The organism is Rhizobium sp. UBA1881 (assembly GCF_002338015.1).
GTDB lineage: Bacteria > Pseudomonadota > Alphaproteobacteria > Rhizobiales > Rhizobiaceae > Rhizobium.
Window position 1 is genome coordinate 1 of sequence record NZ_DDHH01000197.1, and the last position, 14,281, is coordinate 14,281.

Below are 14,281 nucleotides of genomic sequence, written 5' to 3' on the forward strand. Positions count from 1 at the left end.
CGGGGTCACCGCGACGGCGGCAACAGCGTCCGCCTTGTCGGCGGCCTTGGCGCGGGGCTTGCGGGCGGGCTTTGCCGCGGCAGCCTCAGGTACGGCGGCCGATGCCGCAGGTACCGGCGTCGGAGCCGGCATGACTGCAGGCGTCTCGGTCGGTGCGACTTCAGGCGCCGGCATAAGACCAAGCGGCGCTTCCGTCTTGGTGTCGACCGACGTCGCGCGCTGAAGATCGGCCTTGATCTCGTTGCCCATCTGGCGAAGCGGGTTCATGGCCTCGCGCAGCGTGTTGACGGGATTGAGCTTCTGCGCGTCGCTCAGCGTCTGGCGCACGTCGTCCATATCGGCTTCGCGCAGCGCCTCGTCGAACTGGGCACGGAATTCGCCGGCGACCTTGCGGGCGCGCTGCGTCATCTTGCCGAAAGCACGAAGCATCGGGGGCAGATCCTTGGGACCCACCACGACAATCAATACGACCGCGATGACAAGCAGCTCGGTCCAGCCAATATCGAACATTCAAGGCTCCTGAACGGGAAACGCGGGGGCGGCGCTGCCCGGACGTGGTTACTTCGTTTCGTCGGCCTTGTGATCGACGGTCTTGCCTGCAGTGGTCGTGCTCGAAGCTTCAGGCGCGTCCTCGTCGTTCATGCCCTTCTTGAAGCTCTTGATGCCCTTGGCAACATCGCCCATCAGTTCCGGAATTTTACCGCGACCGAAGAGCAACAGCACGATGACCAGAACGATCAGCCAGTGCCACATGCTAAAAGAACCCATTACGCTAACTCCTGTTGTGATGCCCTATTGATGTAAGAATACCCGACATCAAATCCAACATCTAATTCCCCGTAGATAGACGCTTAATGTCACGGTATCGACCATCGTGACAAGATAGTCCCCGGTCGAAAAGTCGTGAAGACAATTGTTTTCGCTCGGCGTGGCGAAACAAAGACACGGAGCCGGCTATTCCTCGGACGCGCCGCCTGGCGCCAGAAGGCCCAGTTCCTCGAGATCCATCTGCGTGATGGGGTCCTCGTCTTCGGTCAGCTCATCGTTCATCGACGGCGACGGAATATTGAAATTGGCCGGGATGCGGCCGGAGAGCAGCCCTGCCCCCTTCAACTCCTCGATACCCGGCAGGTCGCGCAGTTCTTCCAGCCCGAAGTGATCGAGGAAGTCGCGAGTGGTGCCGAGCGTTACCGGACGTCCCGGCGTGCGGCGGCGGCCGCGAAAACGCACCCAACCTGCCTCCATCAAGACATCGAGCGTGCCGCGCGAGGTCTGCACGCCTCGGATATCCTCGATCTCGGCGCGCGTCACCGGCTGGTGATAGGCGATGATGGCGAGAACCTCGAGTGCGGCGCGCGAGAGCTTGCGCACCTCGTTTTCATCGCGGCGGATGACGAAGGAGAGATCGGCGGCCGTGCGAAACGCCCAGGCATCGTCGACCCTGACCAGATTGACGCCGCGATGTGCGTATTCTTCCTGCAGCCGCAGCATGATGGCGCGCACGTCGAATGCTCTAGGCAGGCGGTCGCTGATGAAAGCTTCCGAGACGGGTTGGGCGGAGGCGAAGACCAAGGCCTCGGCGATGCGCGCGGCCTCGCTCTCGTCGTGGATGGTGTCATCCCCGGTGCGTTCGTTGCTGCGTTCGGCGTCGCCATTGTCCAAATCGATGTCTTCCAGATCGCTCACGCCGGCAACTCCTGTTCCACGACCTGCACCGTGGCATGGTTTGGTCCGCGCCGCATGTAGATCGGCTCGAAGACACCTTCCTGGCGGATTTCGATCTTTCCTTCACGCGCAAGCTCGAGCGACGCGGCAAAGGCGCTGGCGATCGCCGTCACCCGGTCTTCGGGGGAGACCATGTAGGTCAGGATATGCTGCTCGAGCGCTGTCCAGTCGCAGATCTCGCCGATCAGGCGGGTCAGCAACTCGCGTGCTTCGGTGAGCGACCAGACGGTGCGGCGCGCAATCGTGACCTGCGTGACTGCCTGACGCTGGCGCAGCGAGGCATAGGCCGTCAGCAGATCGTAGAGGCTGGCGTCGTAGGCGGATTGGTGGCGATCGGGGATATGCTCGGGCGCGCCACGGGCAAGCACGTCGCGGCCGAGGCGATTGCGGTTGACGAGGCCACCGGCCGCTTCGCGCATCGCTTCCAGGCGCTTCAGGCGAAACGCCAGCGATGCCGCCATTTCCTCGCCCGAGGGGCCGTCATCCTTGACCTGCTGCGGAATGAGCAGGCGCGACTTCAGGTAGGCGAGCCATGCCGCCATGACGAGATAGTCGGCCGCGAGCTCGATGCGGATGCGGCGGGCGCTATCGATGAACAGCAGATATTGTTCGGCAAGCGCCAGCACCGAAATGCGGGACAGGTCGACCTTCTGCGTCCGGGCCAGATGGAGAAGCAGGTCGAGCGGGCCTTCGAAGCCGGCGACATCGATCAGGAGCGCCGGATCGGTCGAGGCGCGGTCGGCGCCACCGTCCTGCCACAGCTTGTCCATCGGCGTTGCCGATGTCTGCGGGCGCTCCTGAGCCTTTGTCGTCGTCACGTCGTCTCGTTCCTTTCGCGATCAGACCGTCGCAAACATCGCATTGAATTCGGCGCGGATCGCGGCCTCGTCGGCGCCATCCGCCGTCGGGAACCCCTGCTCCACGCGCTTGGCGCGCTCGAGCGCTCCACCTTGCAGCAGCGGCACGTTGGCCACGACCTCAAGCATCTCATCCATATGGCCATTGCAATGCAGCACGATATCGCACCCGCCCGCAATGATATTCGCCGCCCGCTCGCCAAGCGTGCCGCTCAGCGCGTTCATCGAACTATCATCGGAAAGCAACAGGCCTTTGAAGCCGATGTGTTCGCGGATGATCCCGTCGATGACCTTGCGCGAGGTGGTGGCCGGATTATCCGGGTCGATCGCGGTGAAAACGAGATGGCAGGTCATCGCCATCAGTTCGTCCTTCATGGCGATGAATGGCGGGAAGTCATGGGCCTCCAGTTCCTCGCGCGAGACGCGGACGACCGGGAGCTCGTGGTGGGAATCGGCAAAGCCGCGGCCGTGGCCGGGCATGTGCTTCATGACCGAGAGAACGCCGCCGGCCTTCAGGCCCTCGGATGCGGCGATGCCCATTTCGGTCACCGTCTTCGGGTCCATGCCATAGGCACGGTTGCCGATGACGTTGCTGCTGCCTTCGACCGGAACATCCAGGACGGGCAGGCAATCGACGTTGATGCCGAATTTCGAGAGATCGAAGGCGTGCAGGCGCGACATCAGCCAAGCTGCGCGCTTGCCCTTTTCCGGGGCCTCTCTGTAGAGATCACCCAATTGCTGGCCGGAGGGATAGTGCGGCAGGATCGGTGGGCGAATGCGCTGGACGCGGCCGCCCTCCTGATCGATCAGCACGGGCGCGTGCCAGCCGACGCTTTCGCGCATCTCGGCCACGAGGTCGGCGATCTGCTGCGGTTCGGAAATATTGCGGCCGAACAGGATGAAGCCCCAGGGGCGCTCGCCCGCGTAGAAGGCCTTCTCTTCGGGCGTCAGGGAAAGGCCGCTACAGCCAAGGATCATCGCTTTTGATTCGGTCATACCCGAATCATAGAGACGCCTTGGCGAAATGCGAGCAGCGTCAACTGCCATTCACAAAAAAGAACGACGCAAAACTGCGTTCTGCAAACGAAAAGAGCGGCGGGTTGCCCCGCCGCTCTCAAGCAACTCAGTTACGAGCCTTACTTCGAAATCAGGCAGGAACCACCGGCTGCGCGATACTTCTCGCAGATCGCGGCTGCTTCGTCCTTGGAACCGGCCGTGATGCGCAGGCGGTAATAGGTGCCCTTGCCGGCGATGTCGGCCTTGCGGATCTCGTAAGGCATGCCAGCCAGCACGCCGCCGAACTTCTTCGACAGGCTTGCATAGGACTTCTTGGCTTCGGCTTCAGACGGCAGCGAGGCGATCTGGACGCCATAGCTGCCAGGAGCGGCCGTGGTCGGCTGGGCCTGTGCCGCTGCCGGCGGAACCGCCGCAACTTCCTTCGGTGCCTGGGCGGCTGGTGCCGGTGCGGCCGTTGCAGGTGCGAGAGCCGAAGCGCCCGGGCGCGATGCCGGGGTCGGCGCGGTGTCGGTCTTGGTGCTGGTTACGGCGCGGACCGGCGGGTTGACGCTGTCAGGCGTTGCGGCCGCGGCCTTGGCAAGCACGTTCTCGGAAGTCTGCTTTGCGGTCGGCGTAGCACCTTCGACCGGCGTCGAGCGAATGTCGGCGGACGCCAGCTGTTCGATCGTCGGAGCCGACGATGGCGCGATCTTCTGCGTCTGCACCGAGGTGGGCTTCGGCAGCGAGGATGCAGCAGGCTCCGGCGCCGGCTCTTCGCGGGCGACCAGTGTGCCATCCGGCTTGACGATCATGGTGCGGACCTTGCGGGCCGAGACCGACGGCGAACGATCGGCATCCGACGGAGCGGCAGCTGCCGTATCCGTCGCGCTATCGTTCGGCAGCAGGCGCGGATCCTCGGTGTCGCCGACGGGCGTTGCCATGGATGGCATCGGCGCGTCGTTGTCTTCAGGCAGCGTTTCCGGCGTCAGCGTGCGCTGAACGACGTCAACCGGCTGCTCGTCGCTTGACACCAGCGACTTCTGCTTCGGGGCTTCGGTGGCCGCGCCACCAACGCTGTCATAGACAGCCTTGTCCTGGTTCGGAACGGTCTTGCCACCCGGGTTTTCCGGAACGACCTTGACCGGGTCCTTGTCGGCCACGATGACGCGCGGTTCGCCGGTGGCGATACCGAGGCCGCCGTCGCGGGCCAGGAAGGAATAGCCGGCATAGGCGACGCCGCCGAAAATGACGATGGCGGCGGCGGCCGCCAGCATGCGCTTCATCGAGCGGGCGCGGCTCATATCCTCGGCGTCGCTCGCCGACTGGATCTGAACTTCCGACACCGTCTCGCGACGCTGCTGCACGGGCTCGTTGACGCTGCGGCGGAAATCTTCCTCCAGCGCGCGCTCGAATTCATCGAAGCTCTGGGCCTGCGGCTGCTGCGGCTGCTGCGGCTGCGGCCGTGCAACGGATGCCACGGCGGCAACAGACGCCTGGGCGCGAGCACGGATGTCCTGAGCCGGCTTTGCGGGTGCTTCAACCGGCTTGGCCGGCGTCAGCAGGTTGGCGATTTCCGAATCGACGTCGAAATCGAAATCCGACATCGCGGGAACGGGTTCGTGCTTTTCGACCGGCGGCAGCGTCGGGACATGCATCTCGACCGCTTCCATCTGAAACTCCGCATCGGAGATCATCGACGGATCGAAGGGCAGCTCTTCCGTCGTGTCGACGACCGGTGCCGGCGCGCGGTAGGACGGCGCTGCGGGGGCTGCGGGCTCCGGCGAACGGTAGACCGGTGCGGCTGCCTGATAGGCGGGCGCCTGGTAGGTCGGCGCCTGATAAGCCTGTGCCGGGGCGGACGGCTGATAGGGTGCAGGTGCAGGCTGCGCGACAGGCTCCGGCTGGCGGACTGCCGGCTGGTAGGCCACCGGTGCTGCTACAGGCTGGGGCTTCGGCTGCTCGATCTCCTCAGCCACGACGGGCTCGACGAAATCGAGGTCGGCGAGTTCAAGCTCTATGCCTTCGAGATCCAGCTCGAAGTCATGGCCGGCGAACGGGTCTTCCGCGTCAGGTGCGGCCTTGGCGGCGACCGGCTGCGGCTCTGGTGCATAGCGAGGCGCTACGGGTGCTGCCGCTACGGGAGCGACGGCGACGGGCGGCTCGGGCACATAGGCGGGCGCAGGGATCGGGTCGTGGACGACCGGGGCGACCGGCTGGGCTTCCACGGGCGCAGCTTCACGCGCGGTAACCGGATACTGCGATACATCGGCCAGGAGGTCATCGATATCGAAGGCGATATCGTCGACTTCGGCGACGGCTTCCGTCAGCGCGGCATCGGCCTTGACGTCGCCATCCTTGGCGGCAGCGGCCAGATCGAAGGCGCCATGATCGACAACGGGTTCGACGATCGGCTCGGCAACGGCCTGTTCGAAAACGACGGCCGGCTCATGACGGTCGATCTCGGCGGGGAAGCTGGCGGCAGCTGGCGCTTCAAAGCGCGGCGCGGCTGGCACAGGCTCGGCGGCGACGACAGGTGCCGGAGCAGCGACAGGCGGTGCGGCCGGCTCTTCGCGGCGAGACGTATGGAAGTTGGCGATCGGCAAGCGGATGCTTGCGGCCGACCACTGCGGCGCCTTGGCGGGCTGAACCGGTGCCGGTGCGGCGCTGATCGAAAGCTCGAGCTCCTCGATCAGATCGCGGGCGCCGCCGGAGACAGGCTCGGCGGGACGCGAGACGCTAGCCGCCCAATCGGCGGACGACAGGATCGCGCGGGCATCGGGCTGCTCGATGACAGACGACTGCTCGATGACAGGCAAGGCCTCGTCTTCGACCCGTTCCGAGACAACCGGCGCTTCGTAATGAACCGACTCGGCCTCGTAGCGCGGCGCTTGCTCGTACTGCTGTGCGGGCTCGTAGTGCTGTGCGGCCTCGTAGTGCGGCTCGGGCTCGTCGTAGGTGACGGGCTCCGGCTCGGCATAGACTACGGGCTCAGGCTGAGGCTGAGCGTAAGCCGTCTCGATCGGATGATCGACGACTGCAGGCGCGGTCGGAGCGTCGTAACGCTCGAACTCGCGCAGCAATTCGTCTTCGAGATTGAAGGCAGGCTCCTGCCTTGGCGCCGCTTCGACGGTGTTTGCCGCTACACGGGGCTCAAAACCGACGATACGCGCAAGCTCCGCAAGGGGATCGTCGTCAGCAAAGAGGTTCGCATCGTTACGCGTGTCATACGCCCGCTGTTTATCTGCCATACTCATCCACTCGCAAATGCAAAGGTTTCGTGCCAGCGCATTGTGGGTAAATGGTGACGCTACCGCATCTCTTCCGGCGCAGCCGTTCCTGCGATGGCAAGACCCGACTTCAAAACGGACGCAACGGCGTACACCAGCCCTAGTCTGGTAATACTAGACTCTCGGCTCTTATCGTTAATAAATCGTAAGTCTACCTGATCCTTGCCCTTATTCCAATGAGCATGGAAAGAACTGGCAAGATCATAGAGGTAGAATACGACACGATGCGGCTCTTGCGATTGAGCCGCAGCCTCGACCAGCCGAGGGAACTCGGCAACCTTCGCAACCAATTGTAATTCCGCAGGATCCGAGATTCCGGACACGGCTTTCGCGAGGGTCTCAGGCGACACGTCGAGATCCGGAAACGCCTCTTTCGCCTGCCTGAAGACAGACATGCAACGGGCGTGCGCGTACTGTACGTAAAAGACCGGATTGTCTTTCGACTGCTCCGTTACTTTGGCGAAATCGAAGTCCAACGGCTCCGAGCTCTTTCTATACAGCATCATGAACCGCACCGAATCGCGGCCGACTTCCTCGACCACATCGCGGAGCGTCACGAAGTCGCCCGAGCGCTTCGACATCTTGACCGGTTCGCCATCGCGGAACAGCTTGACCAACTGGCACAGCAGAACGGTAAGCTTGGCCTTGCCTTCCGACACGCCGCGCGCGACCGCTTCGAGGCGCTTGACATAGCCGCCATGGTCGGCGCCGAGCACGTAAATCATCTCGCTGAAGCCGCGATCGAACTTGTTCTTGAAGTAGGCGACGTCGGCGGCGAAGTAAGTGTAGGAGCCGTCGGACTTGATCAGTGGACGGTCCATGTCGTCGCCGACTTCGGTCGAGCGGAACAGCGTCTGTTCGCGATCTTCCCAGTCTTCCGGCAGCTGGCCCTTCGGCGGCGGCAGCGTGCCCTTGTAGACGTGGCCCTTGAAGGTCAGGTCGTTGATGGCCGTGCGGATGGCGGCAGCGCCATTGGCGTGCAGCGTGCGCTCGGAGAAGAACACGTCGTGATGGACGTTCAACGCCTCCAGATCCTCGCGGATCATCACCATCATCGCATCGATGGTGCGATCCTTGACCAGCGGCATCCACTGATCCTCGGGCATGTTGTGCAGCTTGACGCCGTAATCACGCGCCAGCGCTTCGCCGACGGGCACGAGATAGTCGCCCGGATAGAGGCCCGCCGGAATCTCGCCGATCTTTTCGCCGAGCGCCTCGCGGTAGCGCAGGAAGACGGAGCGCGCCAAGACGTCGATCTGCGAGCCGGCGTCATTGATGTAGTATTCCTTGGTGACGTCGAAGCCGGCGAAGGACAAGAGGTTGGCCAGCGCGTCGCCGACGACGGCGCCACGGCAATGGCCGACGTGCATCGGGCCGGTCGGGTTGGCCGAGACGTATTCGACGTTGACCTTGCGGCCCTCACCCATCGTCGAGCGACCGTAGTCTGTGCCAGCAGTAATCATCGAGGCCAGCAGGCGCTGCCAGTAGCCGACGGCGATCCTGACGTTGATGAAGCCGGGACCCGCGACCGACACTTCGGCGACGTCTGGATCTTCCTTCAACTTTTCGGTGACGATTTCGGCCAGCGCGCGCGGATTTGTGCCGAGCGGCTTGGCAAGCACCATCGCCGCATTGGTCGCGACATCGCCATGGCTCGCGTCACGCGGCGGCTCGACGGCAATGCGTCCGAAATCCAGCTCGGATCGCTTTTCCTTGACCAGATCGATCTGTTCAAGGGCGGTTTTAATCCTGGCTTCGAAATCGGTAAAAAGGTTCATCGCACTCTTCCATGCATAGGCTGTGCCACACGGCATCCGCCCGGCCTTTGCCGAGCGACCGCTGCCTAGCGCAAATCGGGAGTCTGGTCAAACAATCGCCTGTGGGCGCTGATGGCGTAGGTATCGGTCATGCCGGCGAGATAATCGCCAACATGGCGCGCCTTCGGCGCCTCGGCCAGCCCCGCGATGTGATCCACCCAATAGTGGCTCTGCATCTCCTTGGGGTTGGCCATGTAGGCCGAAAACAGGTCGGTGACGATCTGCGCGGCGCCTGATCGGATGCGCATGATGTCGGGATGGCGGTAGATCCGCTTGAAGAGCATCGCCTTGATCTGCCTGTCCGTCTCGGCCATGCCCTCAGAGAACGTCGCGATCACGCGGCTGGCGTGCCTGACGTCGTCGGCGCTCTCGGGGCGGATTTCAGCAAGGCGCTCCTGGGCGACGGAGATCACGTCTTCGACCATCCGGGTGATCTGGCGGCGCATGATCTCGTGCGTGAAGCGGCTCGGCTCCAGAGCGGGGTAGCGCTCCCTCACCTCGGCCATCAGCCCAGCTAGGAACGGGATATCCTTGAGCATGTCGAAGGTGAGATAGCCCGAGCGCAGGCCGTCATCGATATCGTGGGTGTTGTAGGCGATATCGTCGGCGATCGCGGCCACCTGAGCCTCGAGGCTGGCGTAGGTGTCGAGCTGGAGATCGTGGATCTCGCAGTAATCGAGGATCGGCTGCGGCACGGGGCCGCGGGTGCCGGTTCCGTCCTTGGTCAATAGCGGGCCGTTGTGCTTGACCAGGCCTTCCAGGCTCTCCCACGTCAGGTTGATCCCATCGAAATCGGCGTAGCGGCGCTCGAGCTTGGTGACGATGCGCAGCGACTGGGCATTGTGGTCGAAGCCGCCATAGGGCAGCAGCACCTCGTGTAGCGCGTCCTCGCCGGTGTGGCCGAAGGGCGTGTGGCCGAAATCGTGGACGAGGGCGACGCCTTCGGCCAGATCCTCGTCGAGCTTCAGCGCCCTTGCGAGCGCGCGGGCGATCTGGGCCACCTCGATCGTGTGCGTGAGCCGCGTGCGATAGTGATCGCCATCCTGGGCGATGAAGACCTGGGTCTTGTGCTTGAGGCGCCGGAAGGCTGTCGTGTGGACGATGCGGTCGCGGTCGCGCTGGAAGTCCGAGCGGGTCGGGCTGGAATTCTCGGGATAAAGCCGCCCACGCGTCGTCCACGGGTCAGCCGCGTAGATTGCCCTGTCGCTGTTACCGAAGCCTAATGCACGTCTGTCGATCGTCATTCTTCACCGTCACTCGCCATGTCCAGGCGCACGCCCATTGACGCCGCCATATGCTCTTCATACCTATAGAGAGCATAAACGGCAAAGAGACGACGTATCGCCCACTTTGCCGCGGGCCGCGCTTTCATGATATAAGGCGCGATAGCATTGAAAAACAGCCGTTTATATTGATGGCTGGACCACTATTCTCTCCGGGTTTTGACCCCGGCAGGAGCAGACATGACCGAAGCAAGTGTAACCCTTTCCGACGCCGCGGCGAAGCGAATCGCCACTATCGTCGGCAGCGACCCCGGCAAGAGCGCGCTGCGCGTCTCAGTCGAAGGCGGCGGCTGTTCGGGTTTTTCCTACAAGTTCGACCTGACCGACGGCATACAGGACGACGACGTGGTCGTCGAGAAGAACGACGCGAAGGTGCTGATCGACAGCATGTCGCTAGTCTACATGGCTGGCTCTGAGATCGATTTCGTCGATAACTTGCTCGGCCAGTCCTTCCAGATCAAGAACCCGAACGCGGTTGCCAGCTGCGGCTGCGGCACCAGCTTCTCGATCTGACCGCCCTCTCCCGCTATCCACACCGAACCGGCCGAAGATTGTTTTGCGGCCGGTTTAACGTCTTGTCGCTTGTCTCAAGACCACGCTAGAAGAAGACGTCAAAGCGGAACGGGACAAAAGAATGAAGATCGCGACCTGGAACATCAACGGCGTCAAGGCGCGTATCGACAATCTCACGCAGTGGCTGAAGGATTCGAACCCCGATATCGCCTGCTTGCAGGAGATCAAAACGGTCGACGAAGGCTTTCCGCGGCTGGAGATCGAGGCTCTCGGCTATCATGTGGAAACGCATGGGCAGAAGGGCTTCAACGGCGTCGCCATTCTCTCCAAGACCAAGCCGGACGAAGTGACACGCGGCCTGCCGGGCGATCCGCTGGACGAGCAGGCGCGTTTTCTGGAAGCGGTGTTCTCCATTCCCGGCAACCGCGTTGCCCGCGTCTGCTGCCTCTATCTGCCGAACGGCAATCCCGTCGAGACCGAGAAGTACAGCTACAAGCTTGCCTGGATGGAGCGGCTGCGCACATTCGCGGCCGAGCGGCTGGCTTATGAAGAGATCCTCGTCCTTGCCGGCGACTACAACGTCATCCCAGAGCCGCATGATTGCTTCGACCCCAAGGTGTGGGAAAACGACGCTCTGTTCCTGCCACAGACGCGCGAGGCGTTTCGCAGGCTGGAGAGCCTGGGGCTGACCGATGCGGTGCGCGCGACGACGGATGCGGTGCCGGCGTATACGTTCTGGGATTATCAGGCCGGCGCATGGCCGAAGAACAACGGCATTCGCATCGATCACCTGATGCTGTCGCCGGAAGCCGCCGACCGGATGACCTCGACGGCCATCGAAAAACATGTGCGTGCCTGGGAGAAGCCTTCCGACCACGTGCCTGTGGTCGCCTATTTCGATTTCGCGGCCTAAGGGCTAGGCGGCACTAATCGAGGCCGGATCTCGGCGATCCGGTCTTACATCGCTCAGTCGGTGTTGCTGCTGGCGATCTTGTGCGAGAGGGCGATGGCGTTGCGGCGGTCGCTTTCGCTGGCAACAGAGAAAGCCTGCTCCTGCAGCGATTCCATCCAGTTGCAATCCTTCGGCTTGCAGCGATCGAGTGCCGCCGTCATCAGCGCCAGGCCGTTGGCCGACTGACCTTCCTGGAACAGGATATTGCCGAAGACGGACATGGCGCCCGGGTGACCGGCCTTACGGGCCTGGTTCAGCCACTTCTTGGCCTGCTGCGTGCTGGTGGCGCCGCCATCTCCGGCAAGCATCATCTGCGCCAGCTGGAACTGCGCTTCGGGAACGCCGAAGGTGGAGGCAACCTGGAAATAGATCTGACGCGCCTGGGTGAGATCGGTCTTCACGGGGCTGCCCGGAATGCCGTGCTTGTAATAGCCGGCGAGCGACAGAAGCGCGTTGACGAAGAAGCCGGTATCCTCGGAACCGGGCTCGACGCCCTGCTGGGCGATCTCGCTATAGATCTTGAAGGCTTCGAAATCGTCCTGCGCGACGCCGTCGCCATCGGCATACATGTTGGCGAGCGCCCAGCGCGAGCCGGTGTGGCCCTTTTCGGCCGCGTATTTGTAGGCTTCGACAGCCTCTTCCTTCTGGCCGTTCTTGTAGGCCTTGAAACCGAACTTGAAGAGATCGAAAGGACCGGATTCCTTGTTGACGCCCGACTTGATGTCGAACGCGCTCGCCGGACAACTCATCGCCGCGCAGCAGGCGACGGAGAGCCCCATAAGCATCAATCTGAAAGGTCTGAACTGGAACGTCAGCATTTCACTCGATTTCTTTCGTTTCCACCCATACGCGCCATCTCGAACATCCCGCCCGTTCGGCCCGCAGATAAAGTCTCTTCGGCGAGCGATCCCGCGGTGGGTTCCAAGACCCGCTTGCCCGCGTCGCATCCAGCCTTTTGCTCTCCAGAGAGAGCCATCATTTTCTTCGCACCGACTTTATCCGCCCGCTTCCCGGCGCGAACTGACGGCGATGCTTTCAACCTCATTCCAGCGAGCCCGCGGAGCGGCATTTCGCCTTCAGAAATGTCGTAGTCACCAATTGTGACAAAACGCGAGACGTCGTTACCGAAAGCCAGTCCGGAAAGCGGCAACACCGTCGAACGTGAGGAAATTGAAAGGCTTGAGAACGCTGCAATCGAACGGCGCTTTCCGGCTGAAACACCCTGTAAAACAGGCGAAACAAGCGAAGCGGCGGCAACTGCGCCACACCTCATGTCCGTCTTTTTCACACTCACCGAAAAACGACCCATCTTACTCTTTTACGCGCACCCTATGCCTGTCATTCCCTCGCCCGACATTACCGCTGCGCCTAGTTTGTGGCGGGAAATGGACAATTCGTGATGGAGCCCATCATACGCCAACACTCAAAAAAAACTGTTGCTGAATCGTCACAAAATGACACGTGACGAGAGCATGCTTAATGGCGCCCAGACAAAGAAAAGCCCGACAGTTTGCCGGGCTTTCACTTGCACTGATCTTGGCGGGTCAGAACTTGACCTTGATGCTGGTGGAGATGGCCGCGACGAGATCGTTGCCGAAGTCGTAGGATACGTCGTCACCATAGGTGACGCCGTTCTGCGTCAACGCACCCGACGAGCCGCTTGTCAGGATGCCAAGTGCGCCAGCCAGCCGCCACTCGATGTTCTCTGTTGGATTGTAGGCAGCGCCAACACCAAGTGTCCAGCTATCCGTCTGCGCGCCGTAGCCATGGCTCGTGCCGCGGTCCCACGTCAGGCTGACTGCGCCGCTCCACTGATCGTTGAACTTGTGACCGATACCGCCTGTGACGGTCCAGCCATCGCGGTATAACAGATCAAGCGAGGTCAACTGCGTGCCACTCGTGGCGGAACATGCGGTACCGCGCGTTGCAACTGGGCAAAGCGAGATAGACTGAAGAACGCTCCAGTTGGTCCATTTTACAGAGCCGAATGCCAGCCAGTCAGGCGCAATGCCGCTTTGAACCTTCAGTTCAAGCGAATCGGGTGCCTCAGCCGCGCCGAAGACATTGGTGATCCGCCCGCTCGCGGCGCCAGCACCAACCGGGACTTGGGTGAGATCAACCGTACCGGTCAGGTTGTCGTACTTAACCCGGCTGTTGTAGACCAAGCTTGCACGCAGCGCATACTCAGGAATCTCGTATGCGACGCCTGCCCGCCAGCCCCAGGCATTGTCATCCAGATCAAGCCGACCAATGCCGTTATAACCGGCGAACGCTGGACTTATGCCCGCGAGAACAACGGGTGAAACGACAAGACGCTCCTTGGAGCCTTCAATTTCCTGATAAAAGGTACCACCGATCAAGCGAAGCTGACCTGGACCAACGTCGAACTTGTATGAGCAGGTCGCGCCATAGTTCCGGCTCGACACTTTCGTTTCGATGTTGCTCTGGGCACCTACCCAGTTGGCTCCGGGATTGGTGTGGGCGCCGAATGGCTCGGAATAATCGATCAGGCAGTCGACGTCACCGTAACCGCCCTTTAGGCCGCCATAAGGAATGGCGTAATTCTCGGTCTCGTTGGTAGACGTGCTTCCGCCACCGGTTCCATTGATCCCCAGCCCGTCCGACGGGTCCGTATCTTTGGTATTCTTCAGCTTGCGCTGCGGCATGACATAGATCACGCCGGACTGGATCGAAAACTGCGATGCATCGAACAGCTGATCGATATTATAGCCGCCACGCTCAAGACCGCCCGCGAAGGCAGGTTGGGCCAGCGTCGAAATCATAACAAGCGGCAGGGCTGCCGCCAGAACCTTACGAGATGCCAAGGTGTCTCCCCCACTGAGGCAATTGC

13 protein-coding genes are annotated in these 14,281 nt (G+C 62.2%); 2 read left to right on the plus strand and 11 right to left on the minus strand.

Features of this window, described 5'->3' with window-relative positions; all coding sequences use genetic code 11:
* The 8 genes from tatB to B3605_RS24610 all read right to left on the minus strand — a co-directional run.
* Positions 1–510 (minus strand): Sec-independent protein translocase protein TatB (gene tatB / locus B3605_RS24575; RefSeq protein ID WP_296436796.1); only part of this gene is annotated, 510 nt, incomplete at its 3' end.
* Positions 511–558: 48 nt separating this feature from the next.
* Positions 559–768: a twin-arginine translocase TatA/TatE family subunit gene (locus B3605_RS24580; RefSeq protein WP_047510174.1), complete on the minus strand. Its 210-nt coding sequence runs from the start codon at positions 766–768 to the stop codon at positions 559–561.
* Between the two features lie 186 nt (positions 769–954).
* Positions 955–1,686, minus strand: a complete 732-nt coding sequence (gene scpB / locus B3605_RS24585; protein WP_112941457.1) for an SMC-Scp complex subunit ScpB — start codon at positions 1,684–1,686, stop codon at positions 955–957.
* On the minus strand, positions 1,683–2,495 hold the full coding sequence (locus B3605_RS24590) for a segregation and condensation protein A (RefSeq protein WP_183794728.1): 813 nt from the start codon (positions 2,493–2,495) through the stop codon (positions 1,683–1,685). The genes scpB and B3605_RS24590 overlap by 4 nt, the downstream gene beginning before the upstream one ends.
* 69 nt (positions 2,496–2,564) lie before the next feature.
* Complete coding sequence (nagZ, locus tag B3605_RS24595) at positions 2,565–3,578, minus strand: beta-N-acetylhexosaminidase (protein WP_112941459.1); 1,014 nt, start codon at positions 3,576–3,578, stop codon at positions 2,565–2,567.
* Between the two features lie 140 nt (positions 3,579–3,718).
* A complete protein-coding gene (locus tag B3605_RS24600; protein ID WP_296436797.1) occupies positions 3,719–6,826 on the minus strand; it encodes an SPOR domain-containing protein in 3,108 nt (1,035 codons plus the stop codon).
* 59 nt (positions 6,827–6,885) lie between these two features.
* A complete protein-coding gene (gene argS, locus B3605_RS24605) occupies positions 6,886–8,643 on the minus strand; it encodes an arginine--tRNA ligase (RefSeq protein ID WP_296436798.1) in 1,758 nt (585 codons plus the stop codon).
* 65 nt (positions 8,644–8,708) lie between these two features.
* Positions 8,709–9,926, minus strand: coding sequence for a deoxyguanosinetriphosphate triphosphohydrolase (locus B3605_RS24610; RefSeq protein ID WP_112941462.1), 1,218 nt, complete (start codon positions 9,924–9,926; stop codon positions 8,709–8,711).
* Between the two features lie 219 nt (positions 9,927–10,145).
* Between B3605_RS24610 and erpA the strand changes: the two genes are divergently transcribed.
* Positions 10,146–10,478: an iron-sulfur cluster insertion protein ErpA gene (gene erpA, locus B3605_RS24615; RefSeq protein WP_112941463.1), complete on the plus strand. Its 333-nt coding sequence runs from the start codon at positions 10,146–10,148 to the stop codon at positions 10,476–10,478.
* Between the two features lie 121 nt (positions 10,479–10,599).
* Positions 10,600–11,391 (plus strand): exodeoxyribonuclease III, encoded by a 792-nt coding sequence (xth, locus tag B3605_RS24620; RefSeq protein ID WP_112941464.1) that lies wholly within the window; start codon positions 10,600–10,602, stop codon positions 11,389–11,391.
* A gap of 53 nt (positions 11,392–11,444) precedes the next feature.
* Here xth and exoR read toward each other — a convergent pair whose 3' ends face one another.
* The 3 genes from exoR to B3605_RS24635 all read right to left on the minus strand — a co-directional run bounded on the left by exoR (position 11,445) and on the right by B3605_RS24635 (position 14,255).
* The gene (gene exoR, locus B3605_RS24625; RefSeq protein WP_112941465.1) at positions 11,445–12,248 is read right to left on the minus strand and encodes an exopolysaccharide production regulator ExoR; all 804 of its coding nucleotides are present in this window, start codon (positions 12,246–12,248) and stop codon (positions 11,445–11,447) included.
* A complete protein-coding gene (locus B3605_RS24630; protein WP_162725031.1) occupies positions 12,242–12,739 on the minus strand; it encodes a hypothetical protein in 498 nt (165 codons plus the stop codon). The genes exoR and B3605_RS24630 overlap by 7 nt, the downstream gene beginning before the upstream one ends.
* A gap of 235 nt (positions 12,740–12,974) precedes the next feature.
* Positions 12,975–14,255 carry an OmpP1/FadL family transporter gene (locus B3605_RS24635; RefSeq protein WP_409457221.1) on the minus strand — a complete coding sequence of 427 codons (1,281 nt, stop codon included), beginning with the start codon at positions 14,253–14,255 and terminating at the stop codon, positions 12,975–12,977.
* Positions 14,256–14,281: the final 26 nt, after the last annotated feature.

Bases quoted from the DNA above. Each gene is read 5' to 3' on its own strand.
- erpA (WP_112941463.1), top strand. From the start codon at position 10,146: ATGACCGAAGCAAGTGTAACCCTTTCCGACGCCGCGGCGAAGCGAATC.
- B3605_RS24580 (WP_047510174.1), bottom strand. From the start codon at position 768: ATGGGTTCTTTTAGCATGTGGCACTGGCTGATCGTTCTGGTCATCGTG.
- B3605_RS24610 (WP_112941462.1), bottom strand. From the start codon at position 9,926: ATGACGATCGACAGACGTGCATTAGGCTTCGGTAACAGCGACAGGGCA.
- exoR (WP_112941465.1), bottom strand. From the start codon at position 12,248: ATGCTGACGTTCCAGTTCAGACCTTTCAGATTGATGCTTATGGGGCTC.
- B3605_RS24590 (WP_183794728.1), bottom strand. From the start codon at position 2,495: ATGGACAAGCTGTGGCAGGACGGTGGCGCCGACCGCGCCTCGACCGAT.
- argS (WP_296436798.1), bottom strand. From the start codon at position 8,643: ATGAACCTTTTTACCGATTTCGAAGCCAGGATTAAAACCGCCCTTGAA.
- nagZ (WP_112941459.1), bottom strand. From the start codon at position 3,578: ATGACCGAATCAAAAGCGATGATCCTTGGCTGTAGCGGCCTTTCCCTG.
- B3605_RS24630 (WP_162725031.1), bottom strand. From the start codon at position 12,739: ATGGGTCGTTTTTCGGTGAGTGTGAAAAAGACGGACATGAGGTGTGGC.
- xth (WP_112941464.1), top strand. From the start codon at position 10,600: ATGAAGATCGCGACCTGGAACATCAACGGCGTCAAGGCGCGTATCGAC.
- B3605_RS24600 (WP_296436797.1), bottom strand. From the start codon at position 6,826: ATGGCAGATAAACAGCGGGCGTATGACACGCGTAACGATGCGAACCTC.